The following is a 16,553-nucleotide window of genomic DNA, read 5'->3' as shown; positions in this document are numbered from 1 at the left end:
GCTGAACGGTCCAGACGTGATTCAGACATCCAACTCTTTCATACGGTGGTAAAGCGTCCGCCGAGGAATGTCCAGCTCGCGGCTAACTGCATCGATAGAGTGCTGGTTTCGCTTGAGCGATTCCTGAATCAATACCCTTTCGATAAGCCGTAACTGGAACTTGAGTGCTGTAGGTGACTCCCCCTCGCTTACCAACTCGCTGTCGAACAGCGGCAAACCGAGCACGAAACGCTTGGCAGTAGACTTTAGCTCGCGAATATTCCCAGGCCAGTCGTGGTTCAACAGGATCTGGGACACAACCGGATCAACTTTACCGGCTTCGAGGCCAAGCTCTCTCGCCGCACTTTTTAAGAAACGGTAAAACAGTGGAAGAATGCGCTCACGCTGGAGCCGCAGTGGTAACAACTTCACCGTTAGCACATTAAGTCGAAAATACAGGTCACGCCGAAACTCACCCCGCTCGACCAATTCGTCCAGCGGGCGCTGGGCAGACGCGATCACACAGATATCAAGCGGAATCGGTGTAGTCGATCCCAACCGCTCCAGCACACGCGTTTCCAATACGCGCAACAGTTTGGGCTGCAAGGCCAGCGGCATGCTGTCCAGTTCGTCCAGGTAAAGAGTTCCTCCTTGTGCGGCTTCGATGTATCCGACACGAGAACGATCAGCACCGGTATAGGCACCACTCACCACGCCAAACAATTCGCTTTCACAAAGCGATTCCGGAATCGCAGCACAATTCATTGCGACAAAGGGTCCCTTACGCCCTGAGAGCAAATGTATGTGTTGAGCCAATGTATCTTTACCAGAGCCAGTCTCGCCCGCCAGCAACAGATCGACGGCGAATTCGGAAAGGCTCTGTGCAATGACATCTAGATCAGGCAGGTCAGGTGAGACCGCCAATGCTTCATCAAGCAAATCATACTCGCTCATTCTTGACCTCGAATACTTCAAGAGCGCGGGGACATCCCGATGCGAGATTCCTTTCGCCTTTGGGAAGAAAACTAAAGGCCTAACTCCTTTATTCGGTGATACAACGTACGTTTAGGTATATCCAACTCTTGAATAACCGCATCGAGCTGATGCTTATGTCGCTTGAGCGCATCTTGAATCAGCAGCCGCTCGACAACTTTCAGCTGTGATTTGAGCCCAGCTGGCTCTTCAGAAAGCACAGCATCACAGCCCTCCGCCCCCAACAGCGGAAACCCCAGGACGAAACGCTTGGCCGCTGATTTAAGCTCACGAATATTGCCCGGCCAGGAATGGCTGAGAAGCAATTGGACATAATGGTTGCCCAGGATTGGCGCTGGCTTGTTAAGCTCATTTTTCATGGTTGTAACGAACTGGTCGAACAAAGGCAATATCTTTTCACGCTGCTGACGTAGCGCGGGTAACCGGATGGTTACCATGTTGAGTCGAAAAAGCAGATCTCGACGAAATAACCCTTGTTCCACAAGTTCATCCAACGGGCGTTGCGCAGAGGCGATAACACGAAGATCAACAGGAATAAACTCAGTGGATCCCAATCGCTCAACTCCTCTTATCTCCAGGACACGTAGCAGCTTGGCCTGTAGCGCCAAAGGCATACTGTCGATTTCGTCCAGATAAAGAGTCCCGCCGTCTGACGCTTCTATATACCCCTGACGGGAACGTGTGGCGCCCGTATAGGCTCCGTTTACAGTACCAAATAACTGACTTTCGGCAAGTGCCTCTGGTATAGCAGCACAGTTAAGTGCAACAAAGGAGCCGGACCGCTCCGAGAGATCATGAATTTGTCTTGCTAGCGTGTCTTTTCCTGTACCCGTCTCGCCATAAAGCAGAAGGTCCATTTTAAGATGGTTAAAATCCAGGCCAGCCCCAAGAACGTTGTGCGCGTTATTATTATTACAGTCCGCACGATCTTGTATAGCGGTTTCTGTTTGCATCGACAACTCTCACCTTGAAGGTCGAGAATAGTAATATCTTTGTAACCAAAATCGTCAATATGTGAATTGAGTTGTGTGAATAGGTTAACAAATAGCAAACTATCTTTTTCTTGCTTTTATTAATCAAAACATAGGATTAAAACAGCTATTTGAAACAATAGAAGGTGCAGAAATTAAGGTCAGATGCACCGAGCCTTGCGAAATTAAATAGGGGCTTAAAAATTGGTAGAAGGTAATAAAAGCTTCATATTACCGACATCTCTCTAGACAAAACCTGTACATCATCCAAGGTGTTTTGAATGGATCAGAAGGCCAAGAGTCAGGCAGTAGCAGGGCTATTATCTTTAACAGTGCGGTTTGCTTAGTTTATCAAACATATCTCCATTTTACATTTTGTAAAAGATTAGAATAATTTTCTTGGATGGCTTTTATCAGCGTTTTTTTGGATGGCTGCAGTATTTCGTTGAGGTGGTACGACTCGACATATCATCCTTTTGCTAAAAAGCCGAGCCAGTTCTTGTCGATAGGTTGCCTTATAAATTATTCCGCCTAACAGTTATGAGTATGGAAATAAAATTCCGAATTCACAAATAATTGAATATTAAATTTCAATGGTATTATGTTACACATCATTCGATTAAGGCGTGGCGGCAATAGCCGACTGCCCTTTCTGCATTTCCGACGTATGAACGGAGCTGCCAGAGCGCGCAAGCGTATCAAGATTAGCTGTCAATAGCCTCTCTTTAGCGATGGGAATGACGAGATGCCCCGGCCCGCCTATGGTGTTGCCGTTAACATAGGCAGGGTTTAGCCTCTGTAGTTCCTTTTTGGGGATACCTGATATAAGCGCCAACTGCGCCAGCTCTACAGGACGGGCCAAGCGAACCGTAATAAAGTATGGCTCATCCGCTACAGGCTTCAGCTCTATGGCATGTCCATGAGGCGATTTGACAAGAATGGATAGGGCCAGGAGCCGTGGGACATAATTTTGCGTTTCACGGGGTAAATCCAGATGCCAATAATCGGTAGGAAGCCCTTTCTTGCGATTGGCCTCTATTAAGCGCGATACGGTCCCTTCACCAGCATTATAGGCGGCTAAAGCCAATAGCCAATCACCTCCAAACTGCTGATGTAGACGTGTCAGGTATCTCATGGCCGCGTGTGTTGACGCGATAACGTCGCGCCGCGCGTCATAAAGCGACGTCTGGCGCAAGCCGAAATCTGTACCAGTACGGGGCATGAATTGCCATAGTCCGACCGCCTTTTGACTTGAGATGGCCATCGGGTCATAGGCACTTTCGATCATAGGCAACAAAGCCAGTTCGGCCGGAAGGTCCTTTTGTTCGAGACCTTCAACGATAAAATGCAAATAAGGTGCGGCCTTGCCACTGGCGGTGGTTATGAAACGCCGATTCTGGATTAACCAGTTAAGCTGCTGATTAATCCGATCGTTACGCCCAATCTGGTCCACCAGAACAAACCGACTGCTTACCCTTCCCCAGATGTCAGACCGTTTCTCGTGTAGCATAGGTGGCCGGGAATAGTCAGATACCATGACCGGCTCCTGCCCCTCACGAATGACCAAGCGTGGCGCGCGTGCCTCAGGTAGTTGGACTGAGTCAGTAAGTTGACAACCTGCACATAGAGTAATAGAGAAAAGAAAACCAGCCCGTAGGGAGGCAAAAGGCATACGAAAAAAAGACCGTTCCATGACAATAAGCACCTCAAACCTAACAGTCCTATGTGGCTTGAAGTAGATATCGGTTCCTACATGATTCAGTTTCAGAATTTTAGAGATAATGAGTTTATTGATCACACTTGAATTTCAGCTGTTACTGTAATAATTAACTCTAATGAAATCGCCTGGTTCAGCCAACAACTCAGAGACAATCCCTAAGCTTCAGCTCCGGTTCTTCAAGCACATAAACTCTTTCAATTCAGAGAAGCGCTTTCCTCATTCGTTATTTTCAGCCGGCCGGATGTGCTTCCGTTGAGATTTTCGATTTTATTAAAAGTGCTGCGAAGCCGCACAGCCACTCACTTCACGGCTGATCCAGAGGTGATTTTTCATTGGACTGGTAAGTATTTTATAAAAGTCACTGAAATAAAAGAGCCGGGTATTTCGCAAGAAACTTTGTGAAGAGTTAGCGCAGCCATGAGACTGAATTATAAATAACCGCACCTCTTGTCCCTTATGCAAAAGGTGCACTCATCCATAATAAATTGAGAGCAACAGCACATCAGTTTGGTAATTACATAGCAACAATTAATGCTTACGCCCGTAGCATTAGTAATAAAATAATAATTGGAGGACCAATTAAGCCCTCCGTGTTTCGCTTATGCTACGCTGCCGCGCAACTCATCCGCGGTCGTTATTACTTTCTGCGCATAGCCCTGAGGGTCGGTGGTTCGCTTGAAAGAATCGATCGAGCCTGGCTGCCAGTTAGGCCCGCCGTTGTATTTCTCCAACTGACTCCGGGTGTCGCCACCCAGGTTGCTCATGATCATAGCGGCCATCTCTACCTGGTCGGCTTTACTGGAATGGTCGTATTCATGACCTGCCTGCAGACGGAACATGCCGGTGTTTTCGCTACGTGTAGCGGCTTCTACCTGCATCACACCGTCGCCATTAGCCATGTTCTGTCCCCAACTGCTCTCCTGCTTAGCTTGAGCTGCAAGCACAAAGGGATCAACTCCATACTTTTCTCCCGCTTTGACGCAGTTCTGCCAAAGACCCTGCGGCATGCCCTGCGGTGCGTTGCCGGCATTGACTGAAGTGATGCCATTGCCGGGCTTCACTGTCTGACCATCACCTGCGTCGTTCGCCCTGGCCTCCCCCTCCTTGCCGCTAGGGCTTTGTGCCGCAAATGAAACATCTCTGGGTTGGCCTTCATTACCAAAAGTGACCGGAGCATTGCCTTTCCCCCCGCTGCCTTTTTCATTCCCGGCGGAGTTGTTGGAAGGGGCATGTTGCTGCCCACCTTGCAACAGCATCAGTAGTTGTTGAATTAGGGGCTTGAGCATTTCAAGGATATCTTTCAGCGATTGCTCTACATTATTGGCACCGCTCGGATCCTGTATAGATTTGTTGCTGAAACTGTGATTCACAGAATTGCTGTCGGCGCCATATAGGCTGCCGAAATTGACGGGGCTGCTATCGCCCAAGCCAAATGAGACTTGCCCATTTTGTCCGTAACTACCTTGAGAAAAGCCCATGTTCTGGGAATCCAAGGGCAGTAAGTTCTGAGGAACTGGTCGTTGTATGGATACACTCATGTTTACCTTGCCTCGAAAATGATTGTGCCGCTTAAAACCAATCGGTGAATAGCGCCGGGTTTGTGCATAGGTTTCCATCCTGACCAAGGCCATTAAGCTCATCTGGAGTTGTTACCTATTTTAGCAACAGATCTTGCCGACCCGTTAGTAGCCTAGTTCAGGTGGAGCGTTTGAATGAGTGGTTTATGGTCAGTGCCGGTTCCAAATGTGAGGCAGGCTGCCGAGGCGCTTTGAACAAGCCAAGCTGCGTCCCACACCACGAGCTCAGCGTGTAAAGACGAAATGTTTAACGGTAATTACGGATAGGGCGATTGCCGTCTTCTTGCTCTACCAAAGAATAGCTACATCTTGTGACCTAGACAGACATCGAGACGCTTTCAGATAGTTGAATCAATGCACTCCAGCACCCTCTTTTCATGAGCAAAAGCTGAATTAGGCACAGCACCTAAAAGACTAGATAAGTTCATTAATGAGAATACCGGACGCCTGATTTCAGAAGTTAATCGCGTGCTTGTTGGGTGCGCTATAACCCGCTTCGAAATTCGAAGCCATGATCTCTCTGACGTGCCTAAGAAAATTATTTTCTGACAACGCCTAGATAGACGAACACCACTACTGCAGGAGCGGAGCCGCCCTGGGCAGCCCCATTTCCATTCAAGACATGGATGCCTTTTGCATCTGGTCGGTAGCCTATCTTTCGTACCTTCCTGCTTGGGTTATGAATTGGAAAAAAATTTAAGCCCCGAAGCGTCCAGTTAGTATCGTAAGACAGGCCATCCGCCTGCTCTGTCGCGCTCAAAACGGCCAAGTGTAACCCAAGCTTGGAAATACAGCTGCCTAGCGGGTCGGCGTCTCTGTCGAGACCGTTCTAAATCCGATATGCGAGGTGCCTAAATAACTGACCTGGGGTTGCCTGGCGGAAGGTCGATAACGAAGACAGTAATCTTCGGCGCACAGGTGGGAGCCACCTTTTATAACCTTCACCGGAACGCCAGGCTCCCGCGGGTCCAGCCCCGTATCAGGCCCTTCAGGATTGTTGGTCTCAACACCCTCATGGCCCGGGCGATACCAGGTACGGGTAAGCTCCCAGACATTACCTCCCATGTCAAAAAGGTTGAATCCGTTGGGTGGAAAGCAGCCCACGGGAGATGTCCCCCGGTATCCATCAATTCCTCGATCCGCAAGGGGAAAGTCGCCCTGCCAAGTGTTAGCTTGTGGATGTTCATGATCCAGCGGTTTGTCACCCCAAGCGTAGTCCGCTTCTACTAGGCCGCCGCGGGCGGCGTACTCCAACTGCGCCTCGCTTGGCAGCTCTCGCCCCAGCCAGGTGGCATAGGCCAGAGCATCATCAAAGCTGACATGAACCACCGGATGATTGAGTCGAGTTTCGATGCCCGAGCCAGGGCCCTCCGGGTGCCGCCAGTTTGCTCCAGCAATAAACTGCCATCCTGGATGTTCTTTTGAACGGACAAATACCAGCGAGCCGGGCAGGCGCACCGCCGGAGGAAGTCCTCTGGCCGCTTCGCCACTGAGCCCGCGCTCCGCCTGCGTCTGATAGCCGGTTGCCCTTACAAATGCTGCATACTGCGCATTGGTGACAGGGTGACGGTCTATCCAGAAACCTTTGATGCCAACGGGGACCGCTGGTCGCTCTTCGGGATAGAAGCGCTCGGACCCCATCGTAAACCGGCCTGCGCTTAGCTGGATCATTCCATGCTGCTCTCTGCCCTGCCGCGTCAGGGGCAGCCCGTCGTAGGTTTCACACAAATAGCCTGGCAATGGCGATGAATCCGCCACGGCCAGGTAGCGCAAAAGCCCTCCAGTCAGGATCGCGAGCAAAAGAGCACCGATAGCGATCAGGTGATTACGCCGTACGCTCACAGATCTGGTGCGCTGTCGGCCGGGCGCTGCAGTGCAGGAAAGCGCGGCACTCCTGCCTCGTCTATAGAGATGTTGTTACTGCCTGCATACTGCCGCCAGTCCATCAGGAGGTCCTTAACCTGCTCAGGATGTTGCCCAGCCAAGTCCTGTTGCTCGGCGGGATCGGTGGCCAAGTCATATAGACGCCAGGTTGCGCCTGTTATCTTGGGCGCATAGACCAGCTTCAGGTTGCCTCGACGAAGCGCTGCTGCACCGTCCTGCTCCCACCCCATCGGCTGCGCGGCGGCATGAATCCGCGGCTCCTCTCCACTAAGAAACGGCAACATCGTGCTGCCCTGTGACGGGATGACCGCCCTACCCTTATAGCGAATACCGGGATGTTCTATACCGGCTACCTGAAGAAAGGTCGGCATGACGTCACGGACACTGGCAAACTCCGTTGTCTGGCCCTTGAGGACCCTGGCCGGAAAATGTACAAACGCAGGTACCCGTATTCCACCTTCAAAAATGGTCTGCTTATAGCGCCGTCCCGGCTGAGCACTAACTTGCGCCCAGGCCGGACCGTAGGTCACAAACGAGTTGGCTCGCCCCAAATTGTCCAGACGATTATCAAAGTGTTCGGCTACCCACTCTTTGATTGAATCCCCTCGGTTCACCGACTCCGGGCCGTTGTCGGACATGAACAGGATAAGTGTATTGTCATACTCGCCCAGGTTTTTAAGATGAGTGACGAGGCGGCCAATCTCCTGATCCAGAGACTCAACCATTGCCGCATAGGCCTCCATTGAGCGTGCTGAGCGCATTTTTTCTTCCGCGCTTAAGGAATTCCACTCAGGCACGCCTTCCAGTACCGCTCGCGTCTGGAAATCGGCTGGAAGCAGGCCCAGCTCTTTTTGGCGAACCAGGCGTTGATCGGCAATCACCTGATACCCCCTGTCATAGAACCCGCGGTACTTGGCAAGGTAGCTATCCGGCGCCTGGAGCGGCCAGTGAGGCGCCGTGAAGGCTGCAAATGCAAAGAAAGGCTTGTTTTGCTCATGCGCCGCCCGGGTCGTCTCGATCAGCCGATCGGTAAAATAGGTGGTCGAGAAGTAGTTTTCGGGCAGAGCAAGCGGTTCCCCATTATGGACAAAGGTTGCCGAGTAGTTGGCCTGGATAGACATTTCCTTTTGCTTGAAATGAGCAGCCCCTCCCTCCAACACCACATAGGACTCAGCAAACCCTCTATTCTGAGGCTGTTGTTCCGGCAGCTTGCCCAGATGCCACTTCCCGGCAATGGAAGTCTCATAGCCGGCGTCTCGCAGTAGTTCAGCCAGCGTAACAGCCTCACCTTGTAATACGCCCTCATAGCCAGGACGGATGGCTTGGTGAGCAAACAGCCGACTACGTGTTTCGGCCATCATGCCAATACCTGACAGGTGCTGGTCGTTGCCAGTAAGCAACATGGCACGGGTAGGAGAACAGCTCGGCGCGCTATGAAAGTCCAGCAAGAGCTTTCCACCAGCAATCAACTGATCGAGGTTAGGTGTGCTGACTTCACTGCCCATTGCGCTAAGGTCTGCATAGCCCAGGTCATCAGCAACTAGCAGGAGAATATTAGGCTGATGAGGTGTTTGGGCGTTTTCGGCAAACGACGTTGTGCTCGATAAAAGACAAAGACAGGTGGCAAGCACCCCTGGTATAAATTTCATGGGTTTTCCTTGTTGTTGTATGCCCATTTTTGAAGAGCTTGACCCCGTTATCGGTCAGCCACCGAGATAATTATGATAGCCAACTTTGTTTGTCAAATCTGCCTGCGTTTTGACGCAATGTCCTGGCCGGCACCTAACAGGCTCGGCTGCAGCTTTTCAGTCAGGTGCGCTGTAGAGCGATGGGTCACGGACCTTCTCGATTTAAATGTTGAATGCGTGAGGCAAGGCGAGGCTCCACACTGGCATTCGGGTCAAGATAGGCATCAGTAGATGGCAAGCTTTGGTCCAACTTCTGCTTGTGGAGCAATATGGCTTACATAACATGTCACGACGCTGCGTCATGCCGCCACTCGACGCTTTTTAACCGCGCCAATTCCGAGCTGTATTGCCAGGGGTCCTTCAACAATGCGACTTAGTAGAAAAGTGCTGCACAGTTATCTTCGCTTTTGCATCACTACCGCTTGGACTAGCAATTGAAGGTTTAAGCCCTATGGATTAGAGGCTCAAGCAAAAACCGCCTCGTTAATGAAGCCAACGGATCGGCGTCCGGCATAGGTAAAGGATCTGATCACAGCAGATTCAGTCCAGGCTATAGGTGGGAACTTTTGTTAGTAGAAAACCACGCAGGAGTTTTCTCTATATCCAACAGGCCTGTCCATCATGTATCCGATTGGTACTCCTTCTGTTGTCACCATTCACTCTCCAACACCTGAAGAGGATGTTCAGAAGAGTGAAACTGCTCCGCTGCCTCCTCAGAAATTACCAGTAAAACCGCCTCGGCCAGATGCTCCACCATCAAGTCCGCGTGCCTCTTCGCTGCAAGTAGCACGATTTTCAGGTGCTTGGAAAAAGGCCAATAAGGATATTGTCAGCGAGGTGGCAAAGCACTTGGCTTTCCCTGATCGCTTGGCATTGTCACAATCTAACGATGCCTTATGTCAAGCCATGATTGAGCATAATGACATCAAGGTTCCTGACAACGTTGTAGAGGCTTGGACGACCTTACAAAAAGCTCCAAATATCAGGGCGATGGATACGTTACTTCAACATTTACCCAAAGCAAATAATTTAGACAAATCGTCTATAGCGATGGAATTTGTTAAATATCTAATTAATTTTCAATCAAAGTCTGAATCCAAACTTGAGCAGTTGGATCATTTATATAACGCACTACCAGATATAAATGTCGAAAATCCAAGCATCGCGATGACGCTTAGTGAAGCCCTTTTCGCTTATGGAATCGCTCGGTTACCGCAGGAGAAACATACTGCAGGTTTAGAGCGCATAACGAACACTCTTTATGAGATGGCAGCAAGGCCAGATGAGCTCAGTACCTTTGGAGATTTAGCAGCAAAGCGCGAAAAATCTAAGGCGTTAACAAACTTGATAACTATTGCATCGAATAAGTTTAGTGTCATGCCGCTCACTGGCAACGATAGAGAGGCTATTGGCAAAAAAATAGTCGAGACGTTTCATCTTGTTCAGGCTGGTGACTGGCTGCATGATTTTTCACTCGTCGATAAGCGGCCTGATTTAAAATTACCAAACCAGCAGGCTGAAAGCGTTTTGAATACTATGCGTGCTTTAGAAGATGTTCAAACCAAGTTGGGACTAGCGAGGGAATGCATCGCTCACTTTAATAGATTCGAGTTAACAGATGCCCCAAAGTTCATCTCCGACTTAGAGGATCAATTAAGCTCCTTACAAAGCTGCGAAGAGCAGCATAGTGCCGTAGGCAACCTTTTAAATGAGCTCAAGAAATTAAATTCTGTCTTAAAAACAAGCTAATAGACTGGCATCTTGTGTGCTCTCTAGCAGAAATCAGAGATGAACGAGGCGGCGTAGTATCCTACAAAAGATCAGTTGCAGAGAACGAACTAACAATCGAAATGATTCAGCTATCAAGGTGTCAGGACCAAATATAACCCTTGCCTTACTCTGCAATTGTTACTGATAGAAATCACTGACAAGAACACGATAGTGAAGAGTTACGTCATGATCGCAACCACTTTAGTATGCGATCGGTAATTACTCAGCGCACCATGTGTCTAGGCGCGCCTTGACGGTTTGATTTACACGTAAACGAGCTGTTATTCAGCTAGTTGAAGGAAATACACCTGCTTTGACAAGCTGGCCAGTAGCTTCGAGGCCGTGGTTACTCTGGCTTGTATCGAGCGATGCATGTGGGCGGACTGTTCACACAGACCCTAGAGCTCAATTTAAGATAGTGTCACAAAGAGACTATTTGCAGTTAGCCAATGAACATTAAGAGGGCCTTATAGCGTATAAGCACTTCGGCTGGGTATCCAAAGCAAAGCTACCTATGTATTCGTTCACTCGCCCACACTTTTCAAGGTAGGGTAAATTTAAGTAACAGTTTTCCAAATTCCTGATCATAAGCAAACCTTGTGAGCAGATCACACATATAGCTGCCTTGATCAAGTGTCTAGAAACGCGATATGCCTCTTATGACAGGCTTGAAGCTCAGAGAGGCCATGAGAACTCAAGGTTCTCATGGCCTACTTTGCTGGCTTACTGCTGAATAACAGTCGCTGTATTCATCATGCCGGTTTGAGATACCGTAGCCTGATTACCTTGACCGGTACGCTCAAGTGTTACAGACAAACCTGAGCCTTCCTGAGTGAGCTTAAAGACATCATTGACAGTCTGGCGCTGACTAATGCTCATGTAGTTGTCGTCACCCAGCTGAGCGACTTCGAGTGAGCTATCGATCGTTCTATCCTGTACAAGATCCATGGTATTGCCATTACCTTCCTGATTGGTAGTGATCTCATTAGATCCCTGCGCAGCCCTCTGGTCTACATTCAGAGTATTGTTATTCCCTGTTTGGGTTGCATGCAGATCAGCCCGTGCCGAAACAAACATTCCAGCGTTACCTTCTTGCCTGGAAGTTATGGTGTTGTTATTACCATTTTGTGTAAGTCCGGTTGAGGTATTCAGGCTTTGAGTAGCGTTTATGCTATTACCATCACCGGTCTGGTTAAAGCTCAAGCCATTCCCGCCGTCCTCTGGGTACTTAGGGTTACTGCCGTCTTGGTCAACAACTACAACGTTCGCATTTCCACGTTGTTCTCCTCCGACCGAATTATTCATATAGCGTTGAGTAGAGGTAATGGCATTATTATCACCATTCTGAGTGACGGAGAATCCACTACCTACACCTCCCGTGTCCTGCTCTACTGTGATGTTATTCGCGTTGCCAGTTGTATAGGCAAAAACGGGAGCATAGTACAGCCCGGTCTGGACAATGTTATGTACGTTGTTATTACCAATTTGCTCGCTGGACGCTACGCCTATTAAGCCACCTGTACCGTCGTAGTTATAAACGTTTGCATTACCATTTTGCGTTACATCAGCATAGCTACCGCCTTCCTGGTAGATGGTCGCAAGGTTATTGTCGCCCGTCTGATAAACCCTTGATTCAGCGTCATTAGTACTTTCTGCCTGAAAAACGGTAGCCGAGTTTGTGTTCCCGTTCTGCTCGACGATCTGCCTACTATTGATGCCCAGTTGATTCTGTACTGCCTTATTAGAGCTTCCGGTTTGGGTAAGCTCAGCAGTATTGCCATCCCCAGCCTGGTTAATCTCAGACTCATTCATTTCAGCCATTGCAGTAGCAGTTGCAAGGGTTAGGGCTGTGGCAGTGAAAAGGTGGTGAAGACGCATATCGATTTCCTTGTCGTTATACCTAATATATGGCCTTAAGATGGCAGTAGGCCAGTTAACCAGAGAGACCGCATCCTTCTTCTGATCTTGATAGTTACCAGTTGCACGGGTAACAACAGCGTAGATTCAGAAAAACTGATTGCCATAAAATCCGACAAATGGATAGGTACGTTTATTACGTCATGAAACCCTTAGTTTATTTTCAGAACAGATCAGCCACGACTAACGGTCAACACTGCAACAAGTCCTTATAAGCCTGCAAGACAAGTTAGAAAAATGCGGATTTAATCTGTGTCTCAAAAGCAATAACGTTATGACCCGCTAATGCCATAATATCTTTCCTTGATATTGCAAGGAAAGATAAAAAGAACTGGCAAGTCGAATCATTTAGTCCGTTATTCGTTATTAATTAAAGCCAAACGCTTAATCTTCAGATTATCATCCAACACGCTAGACGCTACAAAGAGGGAACTATTCTTCCTTCCTATGAATATTTAAGCTATCTGTTTCTATAGCGGTAGCGAGGAACCCTAAATGTTAGACATCTAGCCGGACCCTGTTAACCCTTTAGTCCAAAATATGGTCAAACTTACACCAAGTAGTTTTTCAATCACCTCAACAAAAGCTACTCCTTGCTATAGACCTACAAATTTAGGCGATTTGATCCTGCTCTTATAGCCGATCCGCATGTTGCGAATGCTCTAAGTAGTATAGCTCTCGACAAATGTATTCAAGCGTGAACAGTCAGAACTGATCTACTCCAGCATTCTCACTCACAGTTACGGATCATTTGGGAGGAACGCCTTAACTAACCTAAGGGCGAGAGGGTTAGCACATAACGGCGCGATTAAGGGCTGCATCAAATTATGCCCATAAAGCGGTTTGCCATATCTATATCCGATAATATATATCCATTATTCAACACAAGTTATGTGAGTACGATGGCCGTCAACTTCGACCTAAATGATCTTCAGGCATTTTGTGCTCTGGTTGAGCATAAGAGTTTTCGTGCTGCTGCCGATGCGATCTACATCTCTCAACCGGCTTTGAGCCGTCGCATCGATAAACTGGAGGGGGCGCTCGGGGTAAAGCTGTTCGAGCGAACCACACGACGAGTAAGCCTTACCATGGTAGGTCGGGCATTTGCACCGCGGGCCGAACGCCTCCTCAATGACCTGGATGATGCGCTGCTAGGAATAAGCGAAGTGGCTTCCAACCGTACGGGGCGGGTAACCGTAGCCTGCGTTCCTTCTGCGGCATATTACTTCATGCCAAGTGTTATCGCCCGCTACCATGCTATCTATCCCAAGGTACGCATAAAGCTAATTGATACCAGTGCCAACAAGGTATCTGCGGCTGTTATCAGCGGTGAGGCTGATCTGGGCCTAAGCTTTTCCGGCAATCTCGATCAGGACGTAGAGTTTGAATGGCTGGTACAGGAGTCTTATGTCGCGGCCTGTCGGTGTGATCATGCGCTGGCAGGTAAAAAAGCGGTACGTTGGGATGAGTTCTACCGCTACGACTACATTGTAGTCGACAAGACATCAGGTAATCGTTTTCTGCTGGACCAAGCACTTGCTCATATTGCACCGGAGCGTCTTAGTATTTGTGAGACCCGTCATGTGACGACCATGCTGGGTATGGTTGAAGCAGGACTTGGCATTGCAGCGGTCCCTGCCATGGCCCTGCCGGCTGGCCATCATCCGGTTCTCACCAGTGTGCCGCTTATTGATCCGGTTGTGGAACGTCACGTAGGTATTATCAAACGGCGCGGCCGCGCCCTTTCTCCAGCCGCAGCCGCTTTGGAAAAGCTGCTTATCGATATGAAAGCGCAGCCGTCAAACAGGCTGGCTTAAGGTACTGAATCCAACCCCGTCGAGCGAACCTGCTGCTGAACCTCCTTGGATGAAAGGTATTGCAGCAATGCTCTAGCCTCCTCTGGATGCGCTGCGCCTTTGGGAATAGCACCTGCAAAACGGGTAACCGACTGAACCGATTCAGGGATTTTCCCTATAAAGGTTACGCCAGGCACAGGCAATAGCTCACTCACCTGTTGAAACCCCAATTGGTAATCTCCCCTGGCAACCATGGAACCTACCGGATCCTTTTCAATCATCTTTGCCTTCGGTTTTACCTGGGTTTCAATACCGAGTTTCTTGAACAGCTGATTTTGAATGTATACACCACTGGCGCTATCAGAATACGCGATAGAGTCGGCCTTCAGCAGTGAGGCTTTCAGCTTTTCCACGGTATCGATCTCAAGCTTGGGGGAGCCCTTTCGAACCACTGCACCTATACGAGAATCGGCCAGCTCAACTCGAGAGTCCTCCTGAATCTTGCCCTGTTTGATCAGCTCATCAAGAGCATATCCGACCATGATGACTACATCGGCCTGTTCACCTCTTGCCAGGCGATTTGGAATAGCCTCGGGAGACTTGCCCATCGAAGGACCGCGGCTCGTTTGTAAAGTATCCCCGCGCTGGGCGGCAAATTCTGGTGCCAACTGTTGATAGGCGGCAGTAAACCCACCGGATATAATTACCTTTAGATCTGCTGCCTGAGCCGTTCCCACTAGGCTATATCCCAGCAGAGCTACTGCGAACACACTTCTCTTGATAAATGCCGTCATGATTATTCTCGCTTATAAACGATACAGGGGTGTTTCAGGCGGTCTGCAGCTGCAGGGAGCTGCGGCGATACAGGTAGCACGTCGCCAACAGTGCGCAGATAGCTGCAAAACTCATCCAGTAACCAGGCGCGGCCCTATCGCCCGTCGCTTGGATCAGAGCAGTTGAAATGGCTGGGGTAAATCCTCCAAACACAGCGGTAGCCAAGCTATATGCCAGCGAAAAGCCTGCCACCCTGACCTCAACCGGCATAATTTCGGTTAACGCAGGAATCATGGCGCCGTTATATAAGCCATAAAGAAACGACAGCCACAGCAGAACGCCTAACATAAGCCCAAAGCTGGGCGCATCCGCCAGATATGATAGGGCTGGATACGTGGTCACGATAGCAAGTGCAGTCATCGCAATAAGTAATGGCTTGCGCCCGAATCTATCGGATAGCGCCCCGCCAATAGGCAGCCAGATAAAATTTGAGACGGCGACGAGCAGCGTTACCAGCAAGCTGTCCGAGGCACTTAGCTTGAGTACCGTCTTGCCAAACGTAGGCGCATAAACGGTAATCAGATAGAAAGCCGTGGTGGTCATGGCGACCATCAGCATGCCAGCTACCACTACCGTCCAGTTATCCAGCAGAGTCCTTAAAACCTCGCGCATTGCAGGATGATGACGGCGGGTGTTGAACTCCTGAGTTTCCTCAAGCTTGCGTCGTAATACGAAGATAAACGGAACGATCAAACAGCCCAGCAGGAACGGGATGCGCCAGCCCCAATCGGCAATTGCAGACTCGGAAAGCCAGTGATTGAGTCCAAAACCCAAAGCCGCGGCTACTACGATGGCAACCTGCTGGCTGCCTGACTGCCAACTTGTATAGAACCCCTTTTTACCTGGAGTCGCAATCTCGGCCAGATAGACCGATACACCACCGAGTTCGGCACCTGCGGAAAAGCCCTGGAGTAGACGGCCAGCTAGCACGAGCAGTGGGGCCCAGAACCCTATGCTGTCATAACCCGGCACCAGGACGATCAAGAAGGTCCCGGCAGCCATAATCGAAAGGGTTACGATCAAGCCCTTGCGACGCCCTACTTGATCGATGTATGCACCCAAAATTACAGCCCCCAGAGGGCGCATTAGAAAGCCAGCGCCAAAAACTGCAAAGGTCATCATCAGGGAGGCAAATTCGCTGCTAGCTGGAAAGAAGGCCTTGGCGATATAAGTGGCGTAGAAGCCAAACAGGAAGAAATCAAACTGCTCAAGAAAGTTGCCCGACGTCACGCGGAATATTGCACCAATCTTTGAGCCAGAAGCGGCACTGTGGCCATGAGCAGGAACCATAGAACACTCCACGTCTTCTCTCATATGCAGAGGGCATATGTCTTTTTGTAACAAGAAGAGTGGAGAAAAAATATTGATTTGATAAGTGCATATTAGTGATCGACTAATGCATTCATTGCATTAATGGCATTGCA

Annotated in this window: 11 protein-coding genes; 2 read left to right on the top strand and 9 right to left on the bottom strand. The window is 49.4% G+C overall.

The window, feature by feature from the left end:
- Positions 1 to 21: 21 nt before the first annotated feature.
- The 6 genes from GM154_RS10725 to GM154_RS10700 form a co-directional block, all read right to left on the bottom strand.
- A complete protein-coding gene (locus GM154_RS10725) occupies positions 22 to 933 on the bottom strand; it encodes a sigma 54-interacting transcriptional regulator (RefSeq protein ID WP_074825840.1) in 912 nt (303 codons plus the stop codon).
- 71 nt (positions 934 to 1,004) lie between these two features.
- On the bottom strand, positions 1,005 to 1,850 hold the full coding sequence (locus tag GM154_RS10720) for a sigma-54 dependent transcriptional regulator (RefSeq protein WP_342767916.1): 846 nt from the start codon (positions 1,848 to 1,850) through the stop codon (positions 1,005 to 1,007).
- 712 nt (positions 1,851 to 2,562) lie between these two features.
- A complete protein-coding gene (locus tag GM154_RS10715) occupies positions 2,563 to 3,741 on the bottom strand; it encodes a transglycosylase SLT domain-containing protein (protein WP_219652217.1) in 1,179 nt (392 codons plus the stop codon).
- Positions 3,742 to 4,262: 521 nt separating this feature from the next.
- On the bottom strand, positions 4,263 to 5,279 hold the full coding sequence (locus tag GM154_RS10710; RefSeq protein WP_219652216.1) for a lytic transglycosylase domain-containing protein: 1,017 nt from the start codon (positions 5,277 to 5,279) through the stop codon (positions 4,263 to 4,265).
- A 759-nt stretch (positions 5,280 to 6,038) separates the two neighbouring features.
- Positions 6,039 to 7,082, bottom strand: coding sequence for a formylglycine-generating enzyme family protein (locus GM154_RS10705; protein ID WP_308460608.1), 1,044 nt, complete (start codon positions 7,080 to 7,082; stop codon positions 6,039 to 6,041).
- Complete coding sequence (locus tag GM154_RS10700; RefSeq protein WP_219652215.1) at positions 7,079 to 8,773, bottom strand: arylsulfatase; 1,695 nt, start codon at positions 8,771 to 8,773, stop codon at positions 7,079 to 7,081. Before GM154_RS10700 ends, GM154_RS10705 begins: the two co-directional genes overlap by 4 nt.
- 660 nt (positions 8,774 to 9,433) lie before the next feature.
- Between GM154_RS10700 and GM154_RS10695 the strand changes: the two genes are divergently transcribed.
- The gene (locus GM154_RS10695; RefSeq protein ID WP_219652214.1) at positions 9,434 to 10,561 is read left to right on the top strand and encodes a hypothetical protein; all 1,128 of its coding nucleotides are present in this window, start codon (positions 9,434 to 9,436) and stop codon (positions 10,559 to 10,561) included.
- Between the two features lie 744 nt (positions 10,562 to 11,305).
- Here the strand turns inward: GM154_RS10695 and GM154_RS10690 are convergent.
- Positions 11,306 to 12,460, bottom strand: coding sequence for a hypothetical protein (locus GM154_RS10690; RefSeq protein WP_219652213.1), 1,155 nt, complete (start codon positions 12,458 to 12,460; stop codon positions 11,306 to 11,308).
- A 941-nt stretch (positions 12,461 to 13,401) separates the two neighbouring features.
- On the opposite strand from GM154_RS10690, the gene GM154_RS10685 reads away from it, so the two are divergent.
- Positions 13,402 to 14,316 (top strand): LysR family transcriptional regulator, encoded by a 915-nt coding sequence (locus tag GM154_RS10685; protein WP_219652212.1) that lies wholly within the window; start codon positions 13,402 to 13,404, stop codon positions 14,314 to 14,316.
- On the opposite strand, the gene GM154_RS10680 is transcribed toward GM154_RS10685, so the two are convergent.
- Together GM154_RS10680 and GM154_RS10675 are read right to left on the bottom strand one after the other, a co-directional pair.
- Positions 14,313 to 15,089 (bottom strand): substrate-binding domain-containing protein, encoded by a 777-nt coding sequence (locus GM154_RS10680; RefSeq protein ID WP_219652211.1) that lies wholly within the window; start codon positions 15,087 to 15,089, stop codon positions 14,313 to 14,315. The two genes, GM154_RS10685 and GM154_RS10680, sit on opposite strands and share 4 nt — an antisense overlap.
- A 34-nt stretch (positions 15,090 to 15,123) precedes the next feature.
- Positions 15,124 to 16,419, bottom strand: a complete 1,296-nt coding sequence (locus tag GM154_RS10675; RefSeq protein WP_219652210.1) for an MFS transporter — start codon at positions 16,417 to 16,419, stop codon at positions 15,124 to 15,126.
- Between the last annotated feature and the right edge of the window lie 134 nt (positions 16,420 to 16,553).

The organism is Pseudomonas sp. MAG002Y, assembly GCF_019400845.1.
Lineage (GTDB): Bacteria > Pseudomonadota > Gammaproteobacteria > Pseudomonadales > Pseudomonadaceae > Chryseomonas > Chryseomonas luteola.
The sequence above is the reverse complement of the archived record's forward strand: the minus strand, read 5'-3'. Positions and strand labels throughout refer to the sequence as shown.